This window comes from Cupriavidus sp. 05N40, from assembly GCF_056397305.1.
Map to the genome: position 1 here is coordinate 51,129 of NZ_JBFTND010000001.1, position 24,722 is coordinate 75,850.

A 24,722-nucleotide genomic window follows, 5' to 3' on the forward strand; every position below is an offset into this window, starting at 1 on the left:
GATGCGTCTCCTTCGCTGTACGTTGCAGTCCGGGCCGGTTGACCCCTGCGTTTCCTACTATAGACGGCGTTGCCGGGCTGCCAAGCCGCTGTGCGCACCGGTGACGCCGGCGTCATGCGGGGGTCACGGCTCGTCGGGTGCTTCGTCGGGCTCGCCGGCGGGTGGCGTCTGCCGGGGTGCGGGCCACAGGGCCTGCAACTCGGTCTTGAGAAAGTTCAGCAGGTAGCGCGTGGCCATGGTCTGGTAGCGGTTGGGCATGGTCAGCATGTAGAGGCGGCTGCCGAACACACTGATGTGGTAGTCCGGCAGCAGCGCTACCAGCGTGCCCGCCTCGAGCTCGGCGCCAATGGCGTAGAGGGGGAAGATGCCGAGGCCGAGATCGCCCAGCACGCCGTCCTTGAGGAAGGCGAAGTTCTCCGAGCTGAGCGTGGGCTCCAGCGCCACCTGCTCGCGCACGGAATCGGCGCCCTGGCCGCGCGAGCCGAACGCCTTGAGCTTCTGGCCGATGGGCGAGGCACACACGATCGCATGGTCCTTGAGATCGGCCAGCTCGCGCGGGGCGGGCTGCGTGGCCAGGTAGCCCGGCGAGCCGCACACTATCCATTCGACCACGCCGATCTCGGTGGCCACCACCGAATCGGGGGGTGTCGAGATGATGCGCAAGGCCACTTCCACATCCTCGGAGACCAGGTTGTGGATGCGGTTGTCGAACACCACGTCGAGCGTGATGTCGGGGTAGCGGTGCTTGAACTTCACGAGCAGCGGCGACAGCATCGCGTGGCCCAGCCCGGTCGGCACCGACAGGCGCACATGGCCTTGCAGGCTCTTGCCCATGCTGTTGATCAACGCGTTGGCCGCTGCCACCTCGCCCAGGATATTGCGGCCGTGCTCGTACAGGCCGGCGCCCACCGGCGTGGGTTCCACATGGCGCGTGGTCCGGCGCAGCAGCTGCACGCCGAGCGCCTCCTCCAGCGCCTTGAGGTGGTAGCTCACGTTGGCGCGCGTCATCTTGAGCTTGCGCGCGGCGGCCGACAGGTTGCCGGCGTCGACGATGTCCACGAACAGGCGAAGGGCATTGAGATCCATGTGGCGCTTGAAATCCTTTATGAAAGCGTGCAGCGTGCAGCGGGCAGCGGGCAGCGGGCGTCGGCACGGCAGGGAGTTTAGCGTTGATCGCCCGCGCGCCTGGCGCGCACGCGCCGCCTGCCTATAGTTCCTCCTGCAGCGGCAGCAGGCGCAACAGCCCCTGCCCGAGATGCTGGAAGAAGCCCATGTCCGGCTCGCTGCGATAGGTCCGAAGCAGGCCGTCCTCGCGCGTGACCCAGACCATCTGCTGCTGCCCGCTGGCGGGATCTGCCTCCAGCATGACCTTGTAGGCGACGTCGAGCAGCTTGTCGTCCAGTCCCGTGCTGAGCGTGGCGCACAGCGCGGCGCTGTCGAGCACCACGCCCATCTCGGTGTTCAGCCGTGCCGAGCGGGGGTCCAGGTTGAGCGAGCCGACGAACAGCAGGTGGCGGTCCACCATATAGCTCTTGGCGTGCAGGCTCGCCCGGCTCTTGCTGATCAGGCTGCGGTGGCCGGTGCGGGCCATCTCCGCGTAGGCCGACGGCTTGAGTTCATACAGCTCGACGCCGGCTTCGAGCAGTGCCTGGCGCGTGGGYGCATAGCCGGCATGCACCGCGCTGACATCGGTGGCGGCGTAGGAATTGGTGAGGATGCGCACATGCACGCCGCGCTGCGCCAGGGCGGCAAGCCACTCGACGGATTTGCGGTCGGGCACGAAGTAGGGCGAGACCAGGGATAGCTCCTGTTGCGCGCTTCCCAGCAGCCGCGCCAGCTTCGGGATGGCGTGGGTGGAGTCGTCCTCGGGCGGTAGCGTGACCTTGACGGCCTGGTCGGCGATCACCGTGCCACGTCCCCAGTAGGCGGGCAGCTTGCCGGCTTCGAGGGCGCGCACGATGCCGGAGGTGAAGAGTTCCTGCGCATACTCGCCTCCCCTGGCCYGCTCCGCCTCGCGGTCCAGGTATTTGCGCAAGGCCTCCACTTCGGCCTGCGCGTCGTCCGGCGCGGGCAGCAGCGCTGCCGCCGGATAGCTCGCGGCGCCGTTCCAGTAGTCGTCGAAGACGGCGGACACCTGTTGCACCACGGGGCCGCCGGCCAGCACGTCGAAATCCGTGAAGTCGCTGGCGGCGTCGGCGGAGAAGTACGGGTCGCCGATATTGCGTCCGCCCACCACCGCGAGCTGATTGTCGGCGGTCATCGATTTATTGTGCATGCGCCGGTCCAGGCGCCGGAAGCTCGTGGCGAAATCGAGCCAGCGCGCGCCGCGATTCGCAAACGGGTTGAACAGCCGTACCTCGATATTGGGATGCGCGTCGATGGCCGCCAGCGCACGGTCCTGCCCCGACAGGTGAAGGTCGTCGAGCAGCAGCCGCACGCGCACCCCGCGGTCGGCCGCCGCCACCACGGCGCCGAGCAGGGTCTTGCCGGTGAGGTCGGCGTCGAAGATGTAGTACTGCAGGTCCAGGCTGCGCTCGGCGCCGCGCGCCAGCGCGAGCCGCGCCACCAGCGCGTCGGGGCCGGATGACAAGGGATAGAACACCGATTCGCCGGGGTGTTGCGCCTGCCCCGGCGCCAGCGCCTGGCCGAGCCTCGTGCTGGCCGTATCGGTCAGCGCATGCGAGGGCGTGCCGCCGGGCGGCTGCGGCAGGCTGGCGCAGGCTGTCAACAGCGCCAGCATCATCGCCATGCCGACGCGCGTGCCGAGCCAGCCGGGGCGGCACCGGAGCGCTTCGACGGGATCCACGGCACCGCTCACGTGTGAATGGGGTTTATCTCGCAGCGCAAGCGGCATCTCGTATTCCCCCGAATTGAAGTGGCCCGGTTCCCAATGGACGCGCGAATTGCACGTTACCACCGGTTTGATGCGGCAGGCAAAGAACGAGGCCGGCCAGCGTACGACCGGGCGGGCACCAATTGGCAATGCCGCGCTGGCGCGCGTTTGAATCAAAGCAGGCAATGCATTGCGATTCAAGTGCCGTGGGCATGCCGGGGCCTTTCCTTGCAAAAAAACTTCCGCATCGGGGGCACCGGCCATCCGCCCGGTGCGATACGCATGCGGCGCGAAAGTGGATATTGCTTAGCATCGGCTTTGAAGGTCTTCGCCAATTTCCATGCCGCTTCGCGCATTGTCCAGGAACTGTCCGATGGCCGGGATTTGATCCAATCCATGGTGGCGAGGCGATGGCCGGTAGCGGCCTGCCGGCGGCAATTGCGGGCCCATTGGCCCTGCTTTCGGCTTTCAAACCCCTTTCTTGCCGCCGCGGGTTGCTTGAATACACCAGCATGGCGGCGGTCAAAGCGGGGATAGGAAACCGCAATATCCGTGGCGCTAATACGTGAATCCGGAATCTTCAGGGACACGCATTGGCCGTTGCCAATCACGGCAATCGGACCATTCCGCCCAATCGGCACGGCCGCGGGGCATGCCCCAAATGGCAGCGAAATTCGGACGGTTGTATCAAGTTCTTACGTTGCTATTTCTTTATTAATCAAACGTGGTAGGCTGTGGCAGCAAATTTTCCCTATCATTCAATTAACCCTGACCCAGGAGAATCAAAATGGCGACGTACAAGCAGCTGATCGCGGAGAAGGAAGCGCTCGAGGCAAAACTGACGGAGATGCGCGCCAGTGAAGTGTCCGGCGTCATTGCCCAGATCCAGGGTCTCATGTCGGAATATGAACTGACGCTCGACGATATCGCTCCCAAGCGCCGCCGCGGCCGTCCGGCAGCCGGCGCCAATGGCAAGGCCGCCAAGCCCAAGAGCGCGCTGCCCCCGAAGTACCGCGACCCCAAGACCGGGGCCACCTGGACCGGCCGTGGCCGCGCTCCGGCATGGCTGGGCAAGAACCGCACGCGCTTCCTGATCGCGGAAGCCTGATTGACGCGGCGGCGCCTGGGTGCCGCCCGGTTTTCCTGCCATCAACCCGGTTGCGGCGCTCCGCGCGCCGCGATCGGCGTGCCTGACGTTGCCTGTCCCGCCCTTGTTCGGGCTTCCCCCCCTGTTTCCATGAAAAAGCCGTCCGCGCATCGTCGCTGCTGGCTGCGTCCCGCTGGCGCTCATGCGCACGAGAAGCTGTTGTCGAAGCAGTACGCGACTTGCATGAACAAGGCTGGCATCACCACCACCGCCGGCATGCATGACTGCATCGCGGTGGAGACGGCGCACCAGGCTGCTGTTTTCCGCTTGCCAAAAGAAATGCAGCAATCACATTTTTCTGATTGTAAAAAATAACTATCCATTCTGTTCAAGACATGGGGGATTGTCAAAGCCAGGTGACGGCGTACCATGATGGCCACATCGTTGTTTGCCTTGACCGGAGATTTCCCATGAGCCTGGATGCAGAATCCTTTTCGCTGCTGCGCGCGTCGGTGCAGCGTTTTATCGACGAACGCCTGAAGCCGGCCGAAGACACGCTCGAGGAAATTGACGACGTACCGGCCGAGATCGTCGCCGACATGAAGGAGATGGGCCTGTTCGGGATCTCCATCCCCGAGAACTACGGCGGCATCGGCCTTTCGATGTCGCAGGAATGCGATGTGGTCTACGACCTCGGCCACACCGCCTTCGCCTTCCGCTCGGTGTTCGGCACCAATGTGGGCATCGGCTCGCAGGGCATCCTGATGGATGGCACCGAGGAGCAGAAGCAGGCCTACCTGCCCAAGATCGCCAGCGGCGAGCTGATCATCTCGTTCGCGCTGACCGAGCCGAATGCCGGTTCCGACGCGGCTTCGCTGCAGACCCGGGCCGAGCTCGACGGCGACCACTACGTCATCAACGGCACCAAGCGCTTCATCACCAACGCGCCGCGCGCGGGCGCCTTCACGCTGATGGCCCGCACCGGCGGTGCCGGCGCCTCGGGCATCTCGTCGTTCGTCGTGCCGGCCGATACCCCGGGCATCTCGCTGGGCAAGCCGGACAAGAAGATGGGCCAGCGCGGCACCAAGACCTGCGACGTGGTGCTGGAGAACGTGCGCGTGCCGGCGGCCAACATCATCGGCGGCGTGCCGGGCGTGGGCTTCAAGACTGCCATGAAGGTGCTTGACCGCGGCCGCCTGCATCTCTCGGCGCTGGCCTGCGGCATGGCGCACCGCCTGATCACGGACGCCGTGGCCTATGCCAAGGAGCGCAAGCAGTTCGGCCAGCCGATCGGCGATTTCCAGCTGATCCAGGCCATGCTGGCCGACAGCCAGGCCGAGCTGTACGCGGGCCTGTCGATGGTGCGCGACTGCGCTGCGCGCTATGACGCCAAGACGCCCGGCAAGAGCGATCCGGAAGTCAGCATGCTGGCCTCCTGCACCAAGATGTTCTGTACCGAGATGGTGGGCCGCGTGGCCGACCGCGCCGTGCAGATCCACGGCGGCGCCGGCTATATCGCCGAGTACAAGGCCGAGCGTTTCTACCGCGACGTGCGCCTGCTGCGCCTGTACGAAGGCACCACGCAGATCCAGCAACTGATCATCGCCAAGCAGCTCCTGCGCGACTGATCGCGCCGCGCGCAGGCGGGGGCGGGCACCACGTCCGTCCCGCCGCGCGCGCGGCGGCCTGCGCCGCCGGTTCGCATCCACCGCTCGCATCCACGGCTTGCATCCACGGCTTGCATCCGCGGCCTGCTTCATGGCCTGCTTCACGGCCCGCGGGCGCGCACCGCCCCGTCGCTTCAACGGAGACCACCCACGATGGCATTCGTCGCTTCCGGCGTGCCCGCGCGCAGCCCCGACCTTGTGGCAGCGGGCAATACGCCCGGCCRCCATGCGCTCCTGGCCGCCAATGACAATGCGGGGCCCGGCAGCGCGCCGTGCTATCCCATCATCGAAGCGCTGATGGCCGCCCTGCAGCCGGCGGACGCGCCGCTCGACTGCATTCGCCTGGCGCTTGGCGCCGGCCGCGCGCTGCACCGCGCCGATCAGGTGTGCTCCGTACAGCCGAGCCGGCTGCAGAGCTTCGACGGCGCGCTCTATCGCACTGGCGCCCGTGCCTGGACCATTCTCTACAGCGACCGCCTGGCCGCGCCGGACGCGCGCTTCATGATTGCCTACCTGCTCGGCAGGCATCTGCTGGGCGGCACCGACCTGGATTTCGTCGAGTGCGCCAACGAGGCGCTGATGGCCATGCCCGACGACGAATCGGCGGGCGGCCAGGCCTATGCCTTCGCCGGCCGCCTGCTGATGCCGCTCGACGTGTGCCGCCGCACCTTGCCCGGCGCGGTCGACCTCGACGCGCTGGCCGCGCTGGCCGGCCGCCTTGGCCTGCCATTGACGCATGTGGCGCGGCGCTGGCTGTCCTATACCGCGCAAAAGGCGGTGCTTACGCTCGAGCATCAGGGCCGCAGGCTGGGCAGCTGGGCCAGCGAAACCGCGTTCGGCCTGTGCGCCGAGCGGCTGGGCGGCACGCGCATGGTGCTTGCGGATGGCATCGGCATCGGCCTGTCCATCTGGCCCAGGCATGCCGCCGTGCGCGGGCAGTCGCGCAGGCCTGCGGCGTTTCCGCGCTAGCCGCGCAACGCGGGCCGGGCCCCCGCCCGGCAATGCGCGCGAGGGTCCGTGGACGCGCGCGCGGGCGCGTCAGTGTTCGTGGTGCAGGTACTTCGCCTGCCGCGGCAGGCGGAAGGCGACAAGGAACACGATCACCATCATCACCGTCACGTACCAATAGAAGCTCGATTCGTGGCCGAGCGATTTGAGGTCCAGTGCAACGTACTCGGCCGAGCCGCCGAACACGGCATTGGCCACCGCATACGCTAGCCCCACGCCCAGCGCCCGGATCTCGGTGGGGAACATCTCCGCCTTCACGATGCCGCTGATGGAGGTGTAGAGACTGACGATCGCCAGCGCGATGCAGATCAGCACGAAGGCGGCGAAGGGGCTGTGCACGCTCTTGAGCGCCGTCATCACCGGCACCGTGGCCAGCGCGCCCAGCGCGCCGAACATCAGCATGTTGTTGCGCCGCCCGATGCGGTCCGACAGCATGCCGAAGACCGGCTGCATGCACATATACACGAACAGGCAGCCGGTCATCACGTAGCTGGCTGTCTTGATCGACATGCCGGCCGTGTTGACCAGGTACTTCTGCATGTACGTGGTGAACGTATAGAAGATCAGCGAACCGCCCGCGGTGTAGCCGAGCACCGTGAAGAAGGCTGCCTTGTGATGGCGGAACAGCTCGGTCAGCGTGCCGGCCTCCTTGCTTGCGCGCGTGGCGGCAGAGGTGGTTTCATGCAGCGTGCGGCGCAGGAAGAGCGCGACGATGGCGGTGATCGCGCCGATCACGAAGGGAATGCGCCAGCCCCAGGATTTGAGCTCCTGCTCGTCGAGGAACTGCTGCAGCAGCACGACCACCAGCACGGCCAGCAACTGGCCGCCGATCAGCGTGACGTACTGGAACGAAGAATAGAAACCGCGCTGGCCCTTGAGCGCGACTTCGCTCATATAGGTTGCGGTGGTGCCGTACTCACCGCCCACCGAAAGGCCTTGCAGCAGGCGCGCCACCAGCAGCAGCGCGGGCGCCCACGCCCCGATGGTGTTGTAGGTCGGCAGGCTGGCGATCAGCAGCGAGCCGCAGCACATCATCAGCACCGAGATCAGCAGCGAGTTCTTGCGGCCATGCCGGTCGGCGATGCGCCCGAATATCCAACCCCCGATCGGCCGCATCAGGAAGCCGGCGGCAAACACGCCTGCGGTGTTGAGCAGTTGCGCGGTGGGATCGGATTTGGGGAAGAAGGACCCGGCAAAATAGATCGCGCAGAACGCGTAGACATAGAAGTCGAACCACTCGACCAGGTTGCCTGACGAGGCGGCGACGATGGCGTAGATGCGCTTGCGTTTTTCTTCGGCAGTCGGGGGGGCGTTCAGGGCGGGGGCGGACAGGTCGGTCATGGTTTGCCTCTTGCTTTTCGTCCTGAGGCCCCGCGCTGAAGACGGCCGCGGGGCCGGGCAGGCACGCAGGTTTCCAGTGTAGTGCGATTGCGCCGGCTCTGCGGCGGTGTGCGCAAAGGTGCATTCGGAGCGGAATCTGCGTGGTCGACAGGACCTGCTAGAGCACCATGAAGTAGTCGAACTCTCCTGTCACGACGTGACATTCCATGCAGCCCGGGACGTTCTGCGCGGCCTTTTCGAAGCCCGCGAAGGATATGGGCGCGGGGCGGTCCGGCACGGCTGAAGGGGAGGGAATACCTGGGCGGCGCACGAACGCCGCGCACGCCGGGGGCACGCGCCTGTCGCGCGATGCCTGCGGGCGTCGCGCGAATGAGGGCCTCCCGGGTGATCGCGCGCAATGCCGCGCGTATCGCTTGCCGCCTGTCTTTCCGCGGATTTACTGCGGTTCTTGCCGCGATTCCTGGCGCGGCTCCTGCGCATCCTGTGCTTCCTGCGGCCAAACGCCGTCCACATCCCTCAGCAGATGGCCTGCCAGGATATAGTCGCCCAGTCGGGTGGCCTTGGCTTCGAGATCGAGCAGTTCGTGATCGGCCAGCGTGCCGAGGTCGAACTGGCAATACAGGTTGCGTTGGCGGAAGGTAGTCTTGGTTTTGGCAAGCCCTTCGATCAGGGCTTCGCGCGAATGGACAGCGATGCTTTCCTGTCCCCGGTACTGCACTTTAATGCCGCGTTTCTCTCCGAGCCGGCCCAGTTCGACGGCGTCCTGCCATCCGGTCTCATAGTCCAGCTCAAGGGCCAGCACATCTTTCGATGCGAGAAGCCGAAGCGCTTCTGCCTTGCTGCTAGCTCGCACTATTGACATCCACACCTCTTATATCAACTTATACTGTACGAATATACAGTCAACGCGCTGTTGCGGCAAGGGGTCGCCCCCCGGCCGGCCACGCTGCCGCACCGCGGGCGTCCTGCGACACCCGGGCAACCTCCATTTTCCTCCACTCTCGCGGTTTCAGGGGGATGGCGTTGCTACCGCAGGGGTGTTGCCTGCCTTTATGGTGGCTGCGCCATCTTGCGCTGCCGTGACAGAAAAATCTCCTGCGTATACCTGGACCACCCTGGCCGGATCCACATACTTGCGGATCGCGGCGTTGACCTGCTCGACGCTCGCCGTGGCGATAGCTTGCTCGAACTCCGTGACATAGCGCATGGTGCGCCCGAGAAACAGCTGGCCGGCCAGCGTGCCGGCCAGGGCCGAGTCGCTGGTGCGCGCGAGCGCGCCTTGCTGCAACAGGCCGCTCCTGGCCTGCGCCAGTTCCTCCGGCGTGATGCCTTGGGCCGTCAGCCGAGCCAGTTCTTCCGCGACGCCCCGCTTGAGCTTGTCGAGGTTTTGCGGCGCATACGCCGCTTGCATGCCGAGGCGCCCATTGGTATCGAGCGCGCCAACCTGAACGAAGCTGCCCACACTGTAGCTGATTCCGTCCTGCTGGCGCAGGCGGTCGGCCAGCCGGCTCTTGAGCGGGTTGCCGCCGAAGACGCGGTTGGCGATCACCAGGGCCGGATAGTCGGGGGCGTCGCTGGTCAGCTCCACCGGCAGCGCGGCCAGATACACGGCGTTGGCCTTGCCCGTTGTCTCGCGCGTGAGGCTCGCCGGCGGCAGCGCCACGAACGGCCGCGCGATGCGTGCATACGGCGCCTGTGCGCGCCAGTCGCCGAACAGGCTGGCCAGCTGGGCGCGGGCGGCCGGCTGGTCGAAATCGCCGACCAGCGTGACCTGGCCGTCGCCGGCCCCGTAGAAGCGCGCGTGGAAGGCGCGGACCTCGTCGAGCGTCAGTCGCCTGAGGGCGGCGATGTCTTCCTGCGGCGTGGCCACGTAACGGGGATCCCCGGCAGGGTAGGGATTGCCGTGCCGCCCCAGCGCGAGCGAAGCGAGCGTTTCCGGGCGCCCCAGCCCGCCTTCGATGCCGGCGATGGCGTTGGCGCGCAGGGTCTCGAACTCGGCGACAGGCAGGCTGGGCTCGCGCAGCACGTCGCGGATCAGTGCCAGCGTCTGCGCCAGCGTGTCGCGCCGCGCCTCGAAGCGCACCGTGACACCCTCCGCATCGCCCTGCAGCGACACCGAGGCCTTGAGCGCGGCCAGCCGGTCGGAGATCTGTTGCCGGTCCATCGTGACCGTGCCCCGCATCAGCATGGCGGCCGTGATGTCGCCCGTGGCGTCGAGGCCCTGCAGGCTACTCAGCTCGCCCGTGCGCAGGACCACCCGGCCGCTCACGGTCTGTCCGCGGCTGGGCTTGGGCAGCAGGGCGAACTGCATGCCGTTGGCGAGCTTGCCGCGCAGCGTGTGCGCTTCGATATTCTCCGGGCTCGGGTCGAAGGCCGCCACCGCGGCCCTGGCCGGCTTGGCCTGGAAGCCCGCCACCATGGCGGCGACATCCGGCGCGGCGGGCATGGCGGCGGGCGCCAGCGCGGCCGTGGCGGTCTCGCCGGGCATGTCGACGGGGATAAAGCGGCCGAGCGTGCGGTTGCTTGGGCGCAGGTAGTTCTGCGCCACGCGCTGCAGGTCGTCCAGGGTGACGCGCCCGGCCTGGTCGCGCGCGATCAGCAGCAGGCGCCAGTCGCCCTTGGCGATGGCATCGGACAAGGCCACGGCGTAGCCGGAGGGGTTCTCCAGCAGGCGCTCGTAGGCATTGAGCAGCCGGGTGCGGGCGCGCTCCAGTTCCGCCTGGGTCACCGGCCGTTCGGCAAAGCCCTCCACCTGCGCCAGCAATGCCCGCTGCGCGGCCTCGAGATCCTGCGTCTTGCCCAGGCCCGCGGCGAACAGCACCGAGCCGGGATCGCGCATGGCCGACACCGAGCCCGACTGCCAGTTGGCCTTGCCGCTTTCGACCAGCGCCTTGTACAGGCGGCCGCCCGCCCCGTCGGTCAGGATGTCGGCCAGCAGTTGCATCGCCACGGCATCCGGGTGCGCGCCCGGCGCGATGTGGTACTGAATCGCCACCATCTGCGCGTCACCCTTGCGGCGCAGGGTGATCTCGCGCGCGCCTTCCTGCGGCGGCTCCACGGTGTACTCCGCCGGCAGCGTGCGCGCCGGCTTCGGGATCGCGCCGAAAAACGTGCCGATGCGGGCCAGCGTGGCGGGCACGTCGAACTTGCCTGCCACCACCAGCACCGCGTTGTCGGGCTGGTAGTAGCGACGGTAGAAGGCCTGCAGGTTGCCGATGGAGACATGCTCCACGTCGCTGCGCGCACCGATCGGCGCCTTGCCATAGTTGTGCCAGCGGTAGGCCGCCGCGCGCATCTGCTGCGCGAGCATGGCGCCGGGTTCGTTCTCGGAGCGCTCCATCTCGTTGCGCACCACCGTCATCTCGCTGTCGAGCGCCTCGCGCGCGATGAAGCTGTTGACCATGCGGTCCGCTTCCATCTTCAGCGCCCAGTCCAGGTTCTCCTCGCTGGCGGAGAAGCTCTCGAAGTAATTGGTGCGGTCGAAGCCGGTGGTGCCGTTGAACTGCATGCCGCGGCGCGTGAGTTCCTGCGCGATGGTGTTGCCGGGCAAGGCCGGCGTGCCCTTGAACAGCAAGTGCTCGAGCAAATGCGCCATGCCGGTCTCGCCGTAGTTCTCGTGGCGGCTGCCCACCAGGTAAGTCATGTTGACGGTGGTCACCGGCTGGGCGTCGTCGGGCGCCAGCAGCACGCGCRGGCCGTTGGGCAGGCGGTACTCGGTGATGCCCTCGGCGCTGGCTACCTGGGCCGGGGTTGCCGCGGCAGGCTGCGTGCCGGCGGGAGCAGCAGGCGTGGAGACGCTGAAGGCCAGGGCCAGCAGGCAGGTGAGGCGCTTGAGGATAAGACGCATGCGGAATTCGGCTTGGAATGGGTTTGCTCCGGCGCGGGCGGACGGCAGGAACAGGCTGCGCCACCTGCGGCAAGGAAGGTCCGGAGGCCGATTCTAGCCGTTGCCGCGCCCTGTGGCGGCATGCCGTCGCGCTTTCCGACATTTCCGCATGCCGCCGGCACCCGCGAGTGCCGGGGCAAATGTCCGAATCCAGCCAGTCCGGTGCCGCCGACGGAGTAGCATGCACCCTATGAAACTCGATCCGGACACCTGCTACAAGGCCGTGGCCTCGCACGACCGCCGCTTCGACGGACGCTTCTTTGTCGGCGTGTCGTCCACCGGGGTGTACTGTCGCCCCGTGTGCGCGGTGCGCACGCCCAAGCGCGAGAACTGCACCTTCTACGAGACCGCCGCCGCGGCCGAGAAGCGCGGCTTCCGGCCCTGCCTGCGCTGCCGGCCCGAACTGGCGCCGGGGCACGGCTTGTCCGATCTGTCCGGGCGGCTGGCACAGGCGGCGGCCACGCTGATCGATGACGGCTTCATGGCCGATGCCGGCGTGGCCGCGCTGGCCGCGCGCATCGGCGTCACCGAGCGCCATCTGCGGCGGCTGTTCGACGCCCAGTTCGGGGTCTCGGTGCTGGAGTACGCGCAGACCCAGCGGCTGCTGCTGGCCAAGCGCCTGCTGACCGATACCGCGCTGACGGTGACCGACGTGGCGCACGCCGCCGGCTTTGGCAGCGTGCGGCGTTTCAACGACGTGCTCAAGACGCGCTACGGGCTCACGCCGCTGGCGATGCGCAAGCGCGCTGCCGACAACATGGCCGACGAACTGGTGTTCGAGCTGGGCTACCGCCCGCCGCTGGCATGGGCGTCGTGGCTGCAGTTCATCGGCGTGCGGGCGGTGGACGGCGTCGAGCAGCTCGGCGACGGCACCTACGCGCGCACGCTGGCCATCGACGTCGGCGGCCGCACCCATCTTGGCTGGCTGCGGCTCGAACATGTAGCGCGCCGCCACGTGATCCGCGTGACGCTGTCCGGCTCGCTGGCGCACGTCATCCCGCAAGCGCTGGGTCGCGTGCGCCGCCTGTGCGACCTCGGCTGTCGTCCCGATGTGGTGGACCAGCACCTGGGGCCGCTCGCGGCGCAAGCCCCCGGCATGCGCCTTCCCGGCGCGGTGGACGGTTTCGAGATCGCCGTGCGCGCGGTGGTCGGGCAGGTGATTTCGGTCAAGCATGCGCGCACCTTGCTGGCGCGGCTGGCAGAGCACCACGGCCCCGCGCTGGCGCAGCCGCTGCCGGGCCTGCGCTACGGCTTTCCAGGCGCTGCCGCGCTGGCGCTGGTGGCGCCCGAAGCGTTGCGCGAGATCGGCATCCCGCTGGCCAAGGGCCGGGCGATTCACGCCATCGCCAGCCGCGTGGCGGCGGGCGAGCTGAAGCTCGAACCGAGTGCCGCGCCCGAGGACGCCATCGCGGGCCTGTGCGCGATCGAAGGGGTGGGCGACTGGACCGCGCAATACGTGGCCATGCGCGCGCTGGGCTGGCCTGACGCATTCCCCGGTACCGACTACGCCTTGCGCAAGGTGCTCGGCATTGCTACCGTGCGTGCCATGAACGAACACGTTGCGCAGTGGGCGCCCTGGCGCGCCTACGCCGCCATCCATCTGTGGCGGCGCTATGAAGAGCGCAAGGAACAAGAGTCGAGAGACAAGGAGAAGGCCACGCCATGATTGCCTATCGCATTATCCCCAGCCCGCTGGGCGAGGTGCTGCTGCGCGCCGACGGGGCGCGCCTGAGCGGGCTCTTCTTTGCCGGGCAGAAGCATTATCCCGCGACGGCCACTCCGGCCGCGATCGTGCCGGCCGCGGCCAAGGCCGTCTTCGAGCAGGCCGCCGACGAACTGGACGACTACTTCGCCGAACGGCTGCAGGCATTCACCGTGCCCATGGTGCTGGCCGGCAGCGCTTTCCAGCGCTCGGTCTGGGACGCGCTGCGCGCGATCCCGTTCGGCGAGACGCTCTCGTACGGCGAACTAGCCGCGGGCCTGGGCCTGCCACCCACGCATGCGCGCGCGGTCGGGGGCGCGGTGGGACGCAATCCGCTGTCGGTGATCGTGCCATGCCACCGCGTGCTCGGCGCCAGCGGAGACCTCACCGGCTACGCCGGCGGCACCGACCGCAAGCGCGCGCTGCTGCGCCTCGAGGGCACCGCCGCCGCGGCTGCCCTGCCCATCCTGCGCCAGTCAGCGCTGGCGTTCGAATGAGCGGCAGGCCGCCGCCGCCTTTCGCCGGTATTTCCGCTCCTGTACGATAGGGAGCGGACCCGGAAGTGGCCTGGCCGGCAAGTTGCCCGGGCAACCATGCGAGGGCCGAATCGATTGAAGCCACCGGCTGGCTTCAGCGGAGCGTGGTTTCGAATCTCGGCAGGGGTGGCTCACCATGGCATATCGGCTGGATCCGCTGTTCCTTGGGCTGGGTATCGTCGTCTGCGATATTCTCGCCTGGCGCCTTATCCGCGCCGAACGCCAAAGGCTGCGCCTCTTCGTCCGTCTGGCCATCTTCGCGCTCCTGACCATCGTCCTGTTCCGGGGCGGCATGGTCCCGCTCGATGCCGCTCCGTGGCCTGACCAGCCAGTCCGGCATTTTCTCGCGCAGGCGCTGGAGATCACCTGGTGGCTGCTCGGCGCCCGGGTCCTCGCGGCGCTCTCGGGCGCCCTGTTCCTGCCCAAGGCCTGGCAAGGCGAGCGCCTCTTCCAGGACGTTCTCGGCGCGCTGATCTTCGTTGCCGCCGCCGTCGCCGCCGTTGCCTATGTGCTGGAGCTTCCGGTGAGCGGCCTGCTGGCGACATCGGGGGCGCTGGCGATCATTGTCGGGCTGGCCATCCAGAGCACCTTGAGCGACGTGTTCTCCGGCCTTGTCCTCAACACCACCCAGCCCTACCACCTTGGCGACCTGGTATCCATCGATGGCGTCGACGGGAAGGTGCTCGAGATCAACTGGCGCGCCACCCATCTGCTGAGCGCGCAAGGCAACCTGATCGTCATTCCCAACAACGCAACCGCGCGCGCCAAGATCACCAACTTCAGCCGGCCTTCGGAGCTTCATGGCGTCAACGTGATCATCGAGGTGACACCGGAGGCGCGCCCGCAACTGATCCTCGATGCGCTTGAACGTGCCATCAGGGGCTGCCGGGTGGCACTGCCGAAGCCGGAGCCATCCGTCATGGTCAAGCGCATGAACACGAACGCGATCGAGTACGAGATGACGTGCTACGTGGCCTCCCTGGCGAGCAAGGCAACCGCGGCGAACCAGCTCTTCGATCTCGCATACCGACACCTGGCTTCCGCCGGCATCGACCTGCGCTCGCTGGCCACCACCTACAGCAAGCCGCCTTCCGCTTCCGACCGTCGCCTGCGGCTGCTCTCCACGGTGAACATCTTCCAGGAGCTCGATGCGGATGAGCTTTCGCGTCTGGCCAAGCGCCTGTCGCGGCATGAATACGAGTCAGGACAGGAGGTCGTCGCGAGTACCGATATCACCGACTACCTCCTGCTGGTGGACGCCGGCGTGCTCTCCGTGACGGCGAACCGGGGGGGCGAGCGCGTCGAGACCGCGCGGCTCGGCCCCGGCGATACCTTCGGGGAGTTCGGCGTGCTCGCCGGCATTCCCATGCAAGTCACCATCGAGGCCATCACCAGCGTAGTGCTCTACCGGCTGGAGAAGACGGATCTCACGCCGATTCTCCAGGCGCGCCCGGAAGTGGGGTCGAGGATGTGCAACCTGCTCTCCCAGCGCAAGGAATCGAACGATACGCTGGCGAAGATGCGAGTCGCGCCGGAAGCACAGAAGACCAGCATCCTGCAGTGGCTGCAGGCAAAAATGCATGCCCTGCACGATATGGCATGAAGTGACGCGCGATTGCCGGCGCGATTGCCGGCGCGATAGCCGCATCCGGCTATTGCACTGCCCAGCCTGCGTCGGTCAGCGTTAGCGCCTGCGTGAGCGGCATGCTGCCGCTGCCCTTCACCACCCGCGCCAGCACCGGAAAGGCTTGCTGGACGGCGGGCTCGCGCGTCCATGGCGCGGCATCGATGACGTAGGTATAGCGCACCGTGGTGGTTTGCCGCGGCCGCGCGCCCTCGCCGGCGCGCGGCGGTTCCCAGTCGAGCACGCGCGCCAGGCTGATCTTGCCGTAGCAGAGATCGGCCTGCGCGGCGCCGGCCTGCGCGGTGCTGACCTGGGGGTGTTCGCGGAAATACTCGCGGCCCTTGTCGGTCAGCTGGTAGCGGCGCGCCTTCACGGTCTCGCTGCTGCCGTCCTGGTGATGCAAGGTCATTTCCGCCGGCGTGTGCGCGACCAGGCCGGCACGTTCCAGCGCSGGCATCTGGATGCCGTCGCGCAATCCGCTCGCAGCAGGCGTATCGGGTACGTCCACGGGCCACAGGTGGCGGCCGATGCACAGCTCGCCGTGCCCTTCGAAATACTGCTGCAGCGCCGCGCCGAAATTGCGCTCGCTCGGGTCGGAGGCTTGCTGGCAGGCGGCCAGCAGCGTGAGTGACAGGGCGCAGGCGATCGCGTGCGCGGGCCGGGAGGAGATGTTCATCGTGAAGCCTGGGTAGTGGTGGCCGGCGTGGTGGCCGGCGCGGCGGCCGGCGTGGCGGCGCGCGCGGGGTCGTAGCCGTCGGTCAGCGTGGCGAGGAACTTGAGCAGGTCCGCCATTTCCGCGTCGGTCATGGGCGGCTTGCTGCCGGCGCGGCGCTGGTCCAGCGGCATCTGGTCGTCCAGGTTGGCGCGGTAGCGCGCGGGCAGGTCGTCGAACTTGCGCACCTTGCCGCGGGCGTCCCTGGGGTACCACAGCTCGGGCCGGGTATCGCGCGTGTTGTAGAACTTGACTACGTCTTCGAGTGACTTGAACACGCCGTTGTGCATGAATACGTGGCGCGTGGCGATGTTGCGCAGGACCGGTGTCTTGAACATGCCGCAACCGCTCGCGGCATCCTTGCCCTTGCCCTTGCCCTTGCCCTTGCCCGGAAGGTGGTCGGTGCGCAGCGGTCCGCACAGGCCCAGGTCGAAATGCGCGGGATCGGCGTTGGCCGGGATGTCCTTGTTGCGCGGCACGCCGATGGCGGCGAACGAGTAGTCGCTGGTGATGTCCAGGCTGCCGTCGTTGCCGCCGCCGAGCAGGTGGCAGGCCATGCAGTTGCCCTTCTTTGGGTCCAGGAACACGCGCAGGCCGCGTGCCTCGGCTTCGGTCAGCGTGCCGCCGGTCTTGTTGTTGCGGTAGCGGTCGAACTTGCTGCTGTACGGATGGAAGCTCTTGTCCTCGACCTGGAAGGCCTGCAGCGCGGCGCCCGCCAGTGCGAAGGCGCGTTCGGGCTGGTCGAGCGCATCGGCGCCGAAGGCCTGGCGGAACAGCGCAGCGTAGGGCGCGTGGCGGATGGCTTCCACCACCGCGGCCGGGCTGTCGTTGGCCATCTCGTTGGGTGCCAGCAGCGGAATCGCGGCCTGCGCGGCCAGCGTGTCGGCGCGCCCGTCCCAGGCAAAGCCGCCGCCGGGTCCGGGCGGGCTGATCGCGTCCGGGTTTTCGTAGGTATCGGAGTACGCCTTGGTGTAGTCCTTGTACATCAGCGTGGGCACCGCGCGCGTGCCGGCCAGCGTGAGATCGCGGCCGCCGAGCTGTACCGCCAGCTTGTTCGGCGGGCCGTAGGCGTGCGCCGGATCATGGCAGCTGGCGCAGGACATCCTGCCCGAGCCGGACAGCGCGGGATCGAAGAACATCTTGGCGCCGGCCTGGGCGGCGAGCGAAAGCGGTGCGGGCGGGGCGAGCGTCTGCGAGGCCGTGGCCTGGACCGTTGCCGGTGCCGGTGTCGCCTGGGCCGTGGCCCCGCTGGTGACCTGCCGGTCCTTGCATGCCGCGAGGGCGGCGGCGAGCAGGCAGGCGGCGATGAGGGAAGTGCGCATGGTTGCGGCGCGCGGCGTCACCGCCGCGCGCCCGTCAAGGTGTTGCGGGAACAAGGAAGGGGCCGCGCCGCAGCGCGGCCCGCATCGCGTTACGAGTGCTGAGCCCAGATGTTGATCTGGGTGGTGTCCGGGCCGGCGGCCACGTTGCCGTTGTTGAACAGGCCGCTGCCGCCCGCGCCTGGCGTGGCGCCGCCCGACTGGCGGTCGCCGGCCTTCACCACGTAGCGGTGGTTCATCGGACGCACGGCGTCGAAGTGCGTGTCGGCGCTGCCCGAGTATTCGGCCAGGCTGGCGAGGTTGGCGGCGATGTACGACTCCGTGTACTTGGAGCGGTTCATGTAGGACGTATTCACGCCCGGGTCGGCCAGGGCGAACATGTCCTGCATGGTGCGCACGAAGGAGAAGTGGCTGTAGGAGTCGGAATCCGCCACGCCCTTGGGCGCGCTCGCCTGGTTGGTCAGCACCGCGAAGATGGTGGGACCGTCACCCTTGTTGCTGCCGTTGTACTTCGGCACCGCGGTGGTGATGCCTTCGCCCAGCGGCGCGCCGCTGGTGGCGCCGCCGCCCACGTTCCAGCCGCAGCACGAGGAGCTGCCGAAGAAGCTGCTGCCTTCGTCGAACAGCAGCACGATGGCCGAGCGGCGGTTGGTGTTCTTCCAGACCGGCGAGGCCTTGATGGTCTCGACCAGGTACTTGGCGTACTTGTCGCCGCGCGCGATGCCGGTCGGGCCGGACACGCAGTCGGCCACCGCGACGCCGGTGCCGTGGATGTCATCGCACTGGTCGGGCACGATGTAGTTCAGCGCGCCGATGTCGCCGCTGAGCAGGTCATCCTCGAACTGGTGCGTGTTCCAGGTGATGCCGTGCGCCTTGGCATAGCTTGCGATCGCTGCATCCCACTGGCCGCCGCCCACGGTGCGGCTCAGGTTCTTGAAGAAGTCGGGGCGGGTGCGCACGTCGTCGAAGTTCACCGCCGGATGGTGCTTGGTCTTGTACAGGCTGGCGATCATCGGTTCGGTCGCGCCCAGCCCCGAGGTGGTGTTGACCGCGGTGATGGCCACATTGCCGGCGCCATCCTTGCGCGGGTCCTGGCCCGGGTCCATCGATTCGCTGTAGACGCGCGTGCCGATGCCTGCCTTGTACAGCGCCGTGAACATATTGCGGCGGCCCTTCAGGTTATGCACCTTGGTGTCGCCGTTGCAGGCGACCAGCGGCATGTAGGCGTCGGTCGGCTGGTTGGCGGTGTCGCCGGCCGGCAGGCAATTCCAGGCATTGTCGTCGGCCACGCCCCAGTCGTCGGCGCTGGCCAGCGAGATGTAGTTCGGCTCGCTGGGGTTGCCGGTGGAGAAGTAGTTCGAGGCCTTGTTGCCTTCGACGTTGAGGTATTTGTAGAAATTGGGATACGAGGCGCTGTCGACCGTCTGGTTGCTGTGGTTCTCGAACACCACCACGAACAGGTGGTCATAGCGCGGGATGCCTTCGGGGTTGAAGGCGTTGTCCTGCGCCACTTGCAGCGTCTGCACGGCATCGGTCGCCGCGCTGGTGACATAGCCGCGGTCGAGGATGGTGCTGGCCAGGGCGAAGCGGCTGGCCAGCATGTTTGCCTCGCCCAGCAGCGCCGCCTGCGCTCGGCTGTCGGTCACGGCGGCCACGTCGGCCACCACGCTGTCCGCTTGCACCGTCACGTCGGTCGGCAGCGCCGGGGTGTTCTGCAGGCTCAGGCGGCCGGCCAGCGCGGCCTTGGCGTCGGCGAAGGACTGCTTGCCGGCTTCCATATTGCGCACGACTTCGGTCGACAGCGGGCTGATCACAACCTTGGCGCCCGCCACGTTCTGCTCGCCCGCGCTGCGCAGGATCATCTTCTGCGCCACCTTGGCGCTGCTGCCGGTGTTGGGATCGGTAAAGGTAGCGTCGGTGCCCACCACCGCGGCCAGGCTGCCGGTGGTGCCGGCGGGCAGCGTGAAGCTGCCGTCGGCCGCGCTCAGCGTGGAGGCCTCGCCGCCGTCGCACAGGCCGTTGCCGTTGGTGTCCGCGCACACCTTGGCGTTGCCGTAGGCCACGAGCTGGAAGGTTTGCGACACGGCAACGCCGGTGGTGCTCAAGGCGTAGTCGACGCCACCGGCGGCGCTGGAGTTGGCCGCGCCGGTGGGGTTTTTCACTGCCGCGCCGATCACGCTGCCCTGCACGGCGGATTGCGTCGGCGTGACGCTGCCCGGGGTGCTGGCGGTGCCGGTGCCGTCGCTGCCGCAAGCCGCCAGCATGGCGGCGGCGGCAAGCGCCGTGACGGCGGGGATCAGGCGGTGTGGGCTTGCATTCTTCTTCATTGTTGACCTCGAGGGGACTGTGGCAAGGATGGAACCGGCACCGGCAAGCCTGCGCGACATGCCGGCTGGCGCGTCCGTGGCATCTGCATGAAGGCGCGCCGGATGCCGATGCGCACCCGCTCTTCACAGGCCGTACGGATGCATCCGTCGCCATGGTCGCGGGCCCCGCCGGGTGAGCGGAAAATGGGCTACGCGCCACGCCAAGGTTGCGGCAGGCGGGATACTATCGGCGTTAAGTGACAATTTAATTTCATTTGAAACTATGTGACGCGCTAATGTCCGTATGTAGTGATTTGCGTACATGGGCGCCGTGGCGCCATACTCGCGGCGCCATTTCGCTTCCTCCCCGCCACCTGCCCGCCATGTCAGACACCACGCTTGCCACCATCCATTTCCCCCCCGCGCTGCGCGACTGGATCACGCAGGGACTGCAGCGCGGCGCGGCGCCAGACAAGATGGCGCAGGCGCTCTGCGCGCAGGGCTACGATGCGCTGGTCGCGCGAGAACTGGTGGCAGCGTTCGCGCGCGCGCGCCGCGACGGCCGCCCCGCGCCGCAGGACAGCATCACCATGCCCCGGCCCAGGCCGGCGGCACCCGGCGCGCGCCTGGGGCCGGGTTCGCTGCTGCGCGCCGCCGATCGCGACGTGCGCGTGCTGTCGCGCATGGACCGGCCGGTGATCGCCGTGCTCGAGGGCGTGTTGAGCCACGACGAATGCGATGCGCTGGTGGCCATGGCGCAGCCGCGCCTGGCGCCTTCCACCACCGTCGATCCCTCGACCGGCTTCACCGTGGTCAGCGACGACCGCTCCAGCCATGGCATGTTCTTTCGCCTGCAGGAAAATGCGCTGGTCGCGCGGCTCGACCAGCGCATCGCCGCGCTGATGCAACTGCCCGTGGAGAACGGCGAAGGCTTGCAGGTGCTGCGCTACGGGGTGGGCGCGCAGAGTACGCCGCACTACGATTTCCTGATGCCGACCAACGCGGCCAACCAGGCTTCGCTGGCGCGCAGCGGGCAGCGCGTGAGCACCCTGGTGGTGTATCTCAACGACGTGCCGGCCGGTGGCGAGACCGCCTTCCCCGAAATCGGCTTCGCGGTTTCGCCGCGCAAGGGCAATGCGGTGTACTTTGAATATTGCGATGCGGCCAACCAGCTCGATGGCAGGACGCTGCACGCGGGCGCGCCGGTGCAGGCCGGCGAGAAATGGGTCGTGACCAAGTGGATGCGGCAGCGGCGCTTCGTGCCTGCCGGCGGCGCGCCGCAGAGGATGGCGGGCTAGCCCGGCGCGGCAGGGCGCGCACAAGAGGTGAATGGCATGGCACGCCTGTTCGTGGCGATCGAAGTTCCCGCGGTGCTGGCAGACGCGTTGCTCGCGCGCGTGCCGCGCGTGGCGGGCGTTCGCCTGGCAGCCCCGCATCAGGTCCACCTGACGCTGCACTTCCTTGGCGAGCGGGACGAGGACACGGCGGTATGCATCGAGCAGGCGCTGCAGGCAGTCTCGTGCACGCCGTTCGCGCTCAGCGTGCAGCAGGCCGGATGTTTTCGTGGCCGCCGCGCGAGCGTGCTGTGGGCGGGCGTCGCACGCTGCGCCGCGCTCGATGCGCTTCACGCGGCGGTCGAGGATGCCCTGGCCGGCTGCGACGGCGATGCCGGCGCACAGTCGCCGGCCCCACCCTCCACACACCGCCGGCATGCCGGCTTCCTGCCGCACATCACGCTCGCGCGCAGCATGCAAGCGGTGCCGGACAACGCGCTGCGGGCATGGCGCGCCGCGCAGATGGACCAGGTCGGCGCGCCGCTTACAGTCGAGCGCTTCGTGCTCTACCAAAGCTACCTGCGCCCCGGCGGCGCGCAGCATGTCTGCCGGCGGGCCTACGCGCTTGCCGTCACCGGCTGAGGCCCGGGCCGGCGGCGCATCTCAGGCGAGATTGCCGAGCCCCAGCGCCAGCCCGAGTCCCAGCAGTGCGCCGCCGATGACGCGGTCCAGCAGGCGCTGGCGGCGCTGCATGGCGCAGCGCAGCGCCGGCGTGGTGAAGCAGCAGGCGATCAGGCCGAACCACGCCAGGTGCGCCAGCGACATGAACAGCCCGTAGCCGAACTGCACCGGCAGCGGCGTTCCCGCATCCACCACCTGCGTATAGGTGCTCACCACGAACAAGGTGGTCTTGGGATTGAGCGCATTGGTGAGAAAGCCCATCTTGAGCGCCGCGCTCGCCGACAGCGCCGGCGCCGCGGTCGCGCTATCGGCAGCCGCGGCAGCCGCGGCGGGAGCACGCTTGCGCAAGGTCTGGATGCCGATCCAGACCAGGTAGGCGGCCCCCAGCACCTTGACCACGCCGAGCAGGCCGTGGGCATGTTCCATCAGCAGGGCCACCCCGAACATCGTGTAGAACACGTGCACCTGCACGCCCAGCGCAATGCCCAGTGCGCTGAGCAGGCCCGCGCGACGGCCGTGCAGGTAGCTGTTGCGCATCACCATGGCGAAATCGGGGCCGGGGCTGATGACGGCCAGCACGGTGATGGTCGCGACGGCCAGCAGTTCGGTGAACGGGTGCATATTCGTGTGAGGTTACCTGATGGTGATGGCATGCCGCGAGGCACGGCCCGTGCAGCCGGAAGCGCAGGAAATACTGCTGCAATTGCGCCATTCTCCCGGCCGGGCGGGTCCCTCACAACCGATTTATACTGCTGCAATTCCGTCAGGAAAATTCACGTATCTCATTGACTGGGGCGCCGCATGCACTGGCTTGGCTGGATCCGTTTCTTCGAGGCCGCGGCGCGGCACCAGAGCTTCATGCGCGCCGCCGACGAACTGCACCTGACCCACGGCGCGGTCAGCCGGCAGATCCGCCAGCTCGAGGACGCGCTCGGCGTGGCGCTGTTCGAGCGGCGCAACCGCGCGGTGTTCCTGACCGAGGCCGGGCACGCCCTGCATGCGGCCGCCACACAGTCGCTCGAGCTGCTGGCCGGCGCCGTGGACCGCATCCGCGCGCAGAGCCGGCAACAGACGCTGGTGTTGTCGTGCGAGCCCACCATCGCCATGCGCTGGCTGATTCCGCGGCTGCCTCGCTTTGCCGAGGCGCATCCGGATATCACGCTGCACCTGATGGCCGCGGGTGGTCCGCTCGATTTCGCGCGCAGCGGCGTGGACCTCGCGCTGCGGCGCGACGATTTCCGCTTCGGCGCGCAGCTGCATACGCATGAGGTGGCCGAGGAATGGGTGGGCGTGGTGTGCCGCGCCGGCACCGCGAACCTGGCCGGGCAGYCGCGCCYGCACACGCGCTCGCGCCCCGACGCGTGGCAGCGCTGGGCACAGGCTGCCGGCGGCAGGCATCGCTTTGGCGCCGACGCGTGGTATGAGCATTTCTACCTGAGCATCCAGGCTGCCGCGGCCGGGCTCGGCTGTGCCATCGCCTCGCGCCTGATGGTGGCCGACGAGATGGCCGACGGCCGCATTGCCGCGCCGCACGGCTTCGTGCGGGACGGCTCCTCCTACCATCTGCTCTCGCCGGTGGCCTTCGAGCGCGACGAACGGCGGCGCGCGGTGCGCGACTGGTTGTGCCGCGAGGCGCTGGCATCGCTGGGCGCCGAGCCGGCCAAGGTGACCGTGCCGGCACATCGCGCCACCGCGCCTGGCGGGGTTGCGCGCCCGCGCAGGGCGGCGGGCATCACCGGCCGGCCCGGCGCCGCGGGCGACGCCTGAACGCGGCCCGGCGGGCTACCCCACGGAAGTCTGGCTCAAGTTTTGCCACATTTCGCCGTAGACCGAACAAGAGCTTGCGCAGCGACCAGCGCCACGCTTAACATGCGGCGCTGGCCGCCCGCTCCATGTTCGCGGCCAGCCCGTTTTCCCGTCGCAAGCCAGTCTGGCGCGACGCAGGCCTCTCACAGACGTTTGCGTGATTTCATGAGTCTCCAAGATTCCCCGGAGCAATCCGAGCTAGACGCGGGCGCGTTGCCAGACGACCGCTATCGCCTTACCCATTCCTCGCAGATCGGCACCGTGCTGCGCGACCTCGCCTGGCAGAAGTGCGTCATCAACGTGCGGGCGCGTACCGCGCACGAGATGGTCACCACGGTCCTGCATGTCGATCCGGCCAACCGCACCTTTGTCTTCGACTGGTGCCGCACCGAGCCGGAGCGGCAGGCCTTGCTGGCCTCGCCCGAGAACGCGTTCTCCGCCTCGCTGCGCGGCGTGCCCGTGAACTTCGTGATCGGCACGCCCGAAGCCACCCAGTTCCAGGGCGGCCCGGCGTTTGTCGCACCGTTCCCGGASAAGCTSTATCACTTCCAGCGCCGCCGCCATTTCCGYGCGCGCACGCTGGTCACCAAGGGCTACGGCTGCACCATCAAGATGTCGGACGGCGCCGCGCTCAAGCTCGACATTGCCGACCTGTCGCTTTCAGGCGTAGGCTTGCGCTCGAAGACGGTGGATGCCACGCACCTGCCGGTCGGCACCACGGTGGCCGGCGCGAAGCTGGACTTCGGCCCGCTGGGCAAGCTCGATCTGAGCCTGCAGGTAGTCGGCCACTGGCTGGCAGGACGCGACGACAGCGCCATCCACCACTTCGGCTGCGCCTTCTCCAACCTGGACGGCCGCATGGAGAATTTCCTGCAGCGCCTGGTGTTTTCCCTGGAACTCGCCAGCCGCGGTTAGGACCGGCCAGGCGCAAGGAGGCAGC

General features: G+C 68.1%; 21 protein-coding genes and 1 pseudogene. 11 read left to right on the forward strand and 11 right to left on the reverse strand.

Annotated elements, in window-relative coordinates:
• Nucleotides 1-123: 123 nt before the first annotated feature.
• From AC1DO7_RS00235 to AC1DO7_RS00245, 3 genes are all read right to left on the reverse strand, one after another.
• On the reverse strand, nt 124-1,086 hold the full coding sequence (locus AC1DO7_RS00235) for a LysR family transcriptional regulator (RefSeq protein WP_441650093.1): 963 nt from the start codon (nt 1,084-1,086) through the stop codon (nt 124-126).
• 121 nt (nt 1,087-1,207) lie between these two features.
• Nucleotides 1,208-2,749, reverse strand: coding sequence for a phospholipase D family protein (locus tag AC1DO7_RS00240; protein ID WP_477115673.1), 1,542 nt, complete (start codon nt 2,747-2,749; stop codon nt 1,208-1,210).
• A 281-nt stretch (nt 2,750-3,030) separates the two neighbouring features.
• Nucleotides 3,031-3,423, reverse strand: coding sequence for a hypothetical protein (locus AC1DO7_RS00245; protein ID WP_441650094.1), 393 nt, complete (start codon nt 3,421-3,423; stop codon nt 3,031-3,033).
• 197 nt (nt 3,424-3,620) lie between these two features.
• Here AC1DO7_RS00245 and AC1DO7_RS00250 point away from each other — a divergent pair, with 197 nt between their 5' ends.
• From AC1DO7_RS00250 to AC1DO7_RS00265, 4 genes are all read left to right on the forward strand, one after another.
• A complete protein-coding gene (locus AC1DO7_RS00250; RefSeq protein WP_441617265.1) occupies nt 3,621-3,941 on the forward strand; it encodes an H-NS histone family protein in 321 nt (106 codons plus the stop codon).
• Between the two features lie 222 nt (nt 3,942-4,163).
• The gene (locus tag AC1DO7_RS00255) at nt 4,164-4,295 is read left to right on the forward strand and encodes a hypothetical protein (protein ID WP_441650095.1); all 132 of its coding nucleotides are present in this window, start codon (nt 4,164-4,166) and stop codon (nt 4,293-4,295) included.
• A gap of 95 nt (nt 4,296-4,390) precedes the next feature.
• Nucleotides 4,391-5,548, forward strand: a complete 1,158-nt coding sequence (locus AC1DO7_RS00260) for an acyl-CoA dehydrogenase family protein (protein ID WP_441617268.1) — start codon at nt 4,391-4,393, stop codon at nt 5,546-5,548.
• A gap of 192 nt (nt 5,549-5,740) precedes the next feature.
• Entirely contained in the window at nt 5,741-6,556 is an 816-nt protein-coding gene (locus AC1DO7_RS00265; protein ID WP_477115658.1) for an ImmA/IrrE family metallo-endopeptidase, read from the forward strand.
• A gap of 69 nt (nt 6,557-6,625) precedes the next feature.
• Here AC1DO7_RS00265 and AC1DO7_RS00270 read toward each other — a convergent pair whose 3' ends face one another.
• The 4 genes and pseudogenes from AC1DO7_RS00270 to AC1DO7_RS00285 all read right to left on the reverse strand — a co-directional run bounded on the left by AC1DO7_RS00270 (nt 6,626) and on the right by AC1DO7_RS00285 (nt 11,783).
• Nucleotides 6,626-7,936: an MFS family transporter gene (locus AC1DO7_RS00270; protein WP_441643344.1), complete on the reverse strand. Its 1,311-nt coding sequence runs from the start codon at nt 7,934-7,936 to the stop codon at nt 6,626-6,628.
• Between the two features lie 160 nt (nt 7,937-8,096).
• Nucleotides 8,097-8,213 (reverse strand): annotated as a pseudogene (locus AC1DO7_RS00275) (Lrp/AsnC ligand binding domain-containing protein); the annotation flags it as partial.
• Between the two features lie 159 nt (nt 8,214-8,372).
• Nucleotides 8,373-8,798, reverse strand: a complete 426-nt coding sequence (locus AC1DO7_RS00280) for a PHA-granule associated protein 4 (RefSeq protein WP_441617274.1) — start codon at nt 8,796-8,798, stop codon at nt 8,373-8,375.
• Nucleotides 8,799-8,945: 147 nt separating this feature from the next.
• Nucleotides 8,946-11,783 (reverse strand): M16 family metallopeptidase, encoded by a 2,838-nt coding sequence (locus AC1DO7_RS00285; RefSeq protein WP_477115659.1) that lies wholly within the window; start codon nt 11,781-11,783, stop codon nt 8,946-8,948.
• A gap of 229 nt (nt 11,784-12,012) precedes the next feature.
• Here AC1DO7_RS00285 and AC1DO7_RS00290 point away from each other — a divergent pair, with 229 nt between their 5' ends.
• The 3 genes from AC1DO7_RS00290 to AC1DO7_RS00300 all read left to right on the forward strand — a co-directional run bounded on the left by AC1DO7_RS00290 (nt 12,013) and on the right by AC1DO7_RS00300 (nt 15,663).
• On the forward strand, nt 12,013-13,488 hold the full coding sequence (locus tag AC1DO7_RS00290; RefSeq protein ID WP_441650111.1) for an AlkA N-terminal domain-containing protein: 1,476 nt from the start codon (nt 12,013-12,015) through the stop codon (nt 13,486-13,488).
• Nucleotides 13,485-14,021 (forward strand): methylated-DNA--[protein]-cysteine S-methyltransferase, encoded by a 537-nt coding sequence (locus AC1DO7_RS00295; protein WP_441617278.1) that lies wholly within the window; start codon nt 13,485-13,487, stop codon nt 14,019-14,021. Before AC1DO7_RS00290 ends, AC1DO7_RS00295 begins: the two co-directional genes overlap by 4 nt.
• A 175-nt stretch (nt 14,022-14,196) precedes the next feature.
• Nucleotides 14,197-15,663: a mechanosensitive ion channel family protein gene (locus AC1DO7_RS00300; protein WP_441650098.1), complete on the forward strand. Its 1,467-nt coding sequence runs from the start codon at nt 14,197-14,199 to the stop codon at nt 15,661-15,663.
• Between the two features lie 49 nt (nt 15,664-15,712).
• On the opposite strand, the gene AC1DO7_RS00305 is transcribed toward AC1DO7_RS00300, so the two are convergent.
• The 3 genes from AC1DO7_RS00305 to AC1DO7_RS00315 all read right to left on the reverse strand — a co-directional run bounded on the left by AC1DO7_RS00305 (nt 15,713) and on the right by AC1DO7_RS00315 (nt 20,042).
• A complete protein-coding gene (locus AC1DO7_RS00305; RefSeq protein ID WP_441650099.1) occupies nt 15,713-16,360 on the reverse strand; it encodes a hypothetical protein in 648 nt (215 codons plus the stop codon).
• Complete coding sequence (locus AC1DO7_RS00310) at nt 16,357-17,718, reverse strand: cytochrome-c peroxidase (protein ID WP_441650100.1); 1,362 nt, start codon at nt 17,716-17,718, stop codon at nt 16,357-16,359. Before AC1DO7_RS00310 ends, AC1DO7_RS00305 begins: the two co-directional genes overlap by 4 nt.
• Before the next feature lie 89 nt (nt 17,719-17,807).
• On the reverse strand, nt 17,808-20,042 hold the full coding sequence (locus AC1DO7_RS00315) for an alkaline phosphatase family protein (RefSeq protein WP_441650101.1): 2,235 nt from the start codon (nt 20,040-20,042) through the stop codon (nt 17,808-17,810).
• A gap of 362 nt (nt 20,043-20,404) precedes the next feature.
• Here AC1DO7_RS00315 and AC1DO7_RS00320 point away from each other — a divergent pair, with 362 nt between their 5' ends.
• Nucleotides 20,405-21,319, forward strand: coding sequence for a 2OG-Fe(II) oxygenase (locus tag AC1DO7_RS00320; protein WP_441650102.1), 915 nt, complete (start codon nt 20,405-20,407; stop codon nt 21,317-21,319).
• Nucleotides 21,320-21,355: 36 nt separating this feature from the next.
• The gene (thpR, locus tag AC1DO7_RS00325) at nt 21,356-21,937 is read left to right on the forward strand and encodes an RNA 2',3'-cyclic phosphodiesterase (RefSeq protein WP_441650103.1); all 582 of its coding nucleotides are present in this window, start codon (nt 21,356-21,358) and stop codon (nt 21,935-21,937) included.
• Nucleotides 21,938-21,958: 21 nt separating this feature from the next.
• Here the strand turns inward: thpR and AC1DO7_RS00330 are convergent, their stop codons facing one another.
• Nucleotides 21,959-22,597 (reverse strand): LysE family translocator, encoded by a 639-nt coding sequence (locus AC1DO7_RS00330; RefSeq protein WP_441650104.1) that lies wholly within the window; start codon nt 22,595-22,597, stop codon nt 21,959-21,961.
• 180 nt (nt 22,598-22,777) lie between these two features.
• Here AC1DO7_RS00330 and AC1DO7_RS00335 point away from each other — a divergent pair, with 180 nt between their 5' ends.
• Both AC1DO7_RS00335 and AC1DO7_RS00340 read left to right on the forward strand, forming a co-directional pair.
• Complete coding sequence (locus AC1DO7_RS00335; protein ID WP_477115660.1) at nt 22,778-23,743, forward strand: LysR family transcriptional regulator; 966 nt, start codon at nt 22,778-22,780, stop codon at nt 23,741-23,743.
• Between the two features lie 204 nt (nt 23,744-23,947).
• Nucleotides 23,948-24,697: a flagellar brake protein gene (locus AC1DO7_RS00340; RefSeq protein ID WP_477115661.1), complete on the forward strand. Its 750-nt coding sequence runs from the start codon at nt 23,948-23,950 to the stop codon at nt 24,695-24,697.
• Nucleotides 24,698-24,722 lie beyond the last annotated feature (25 nt).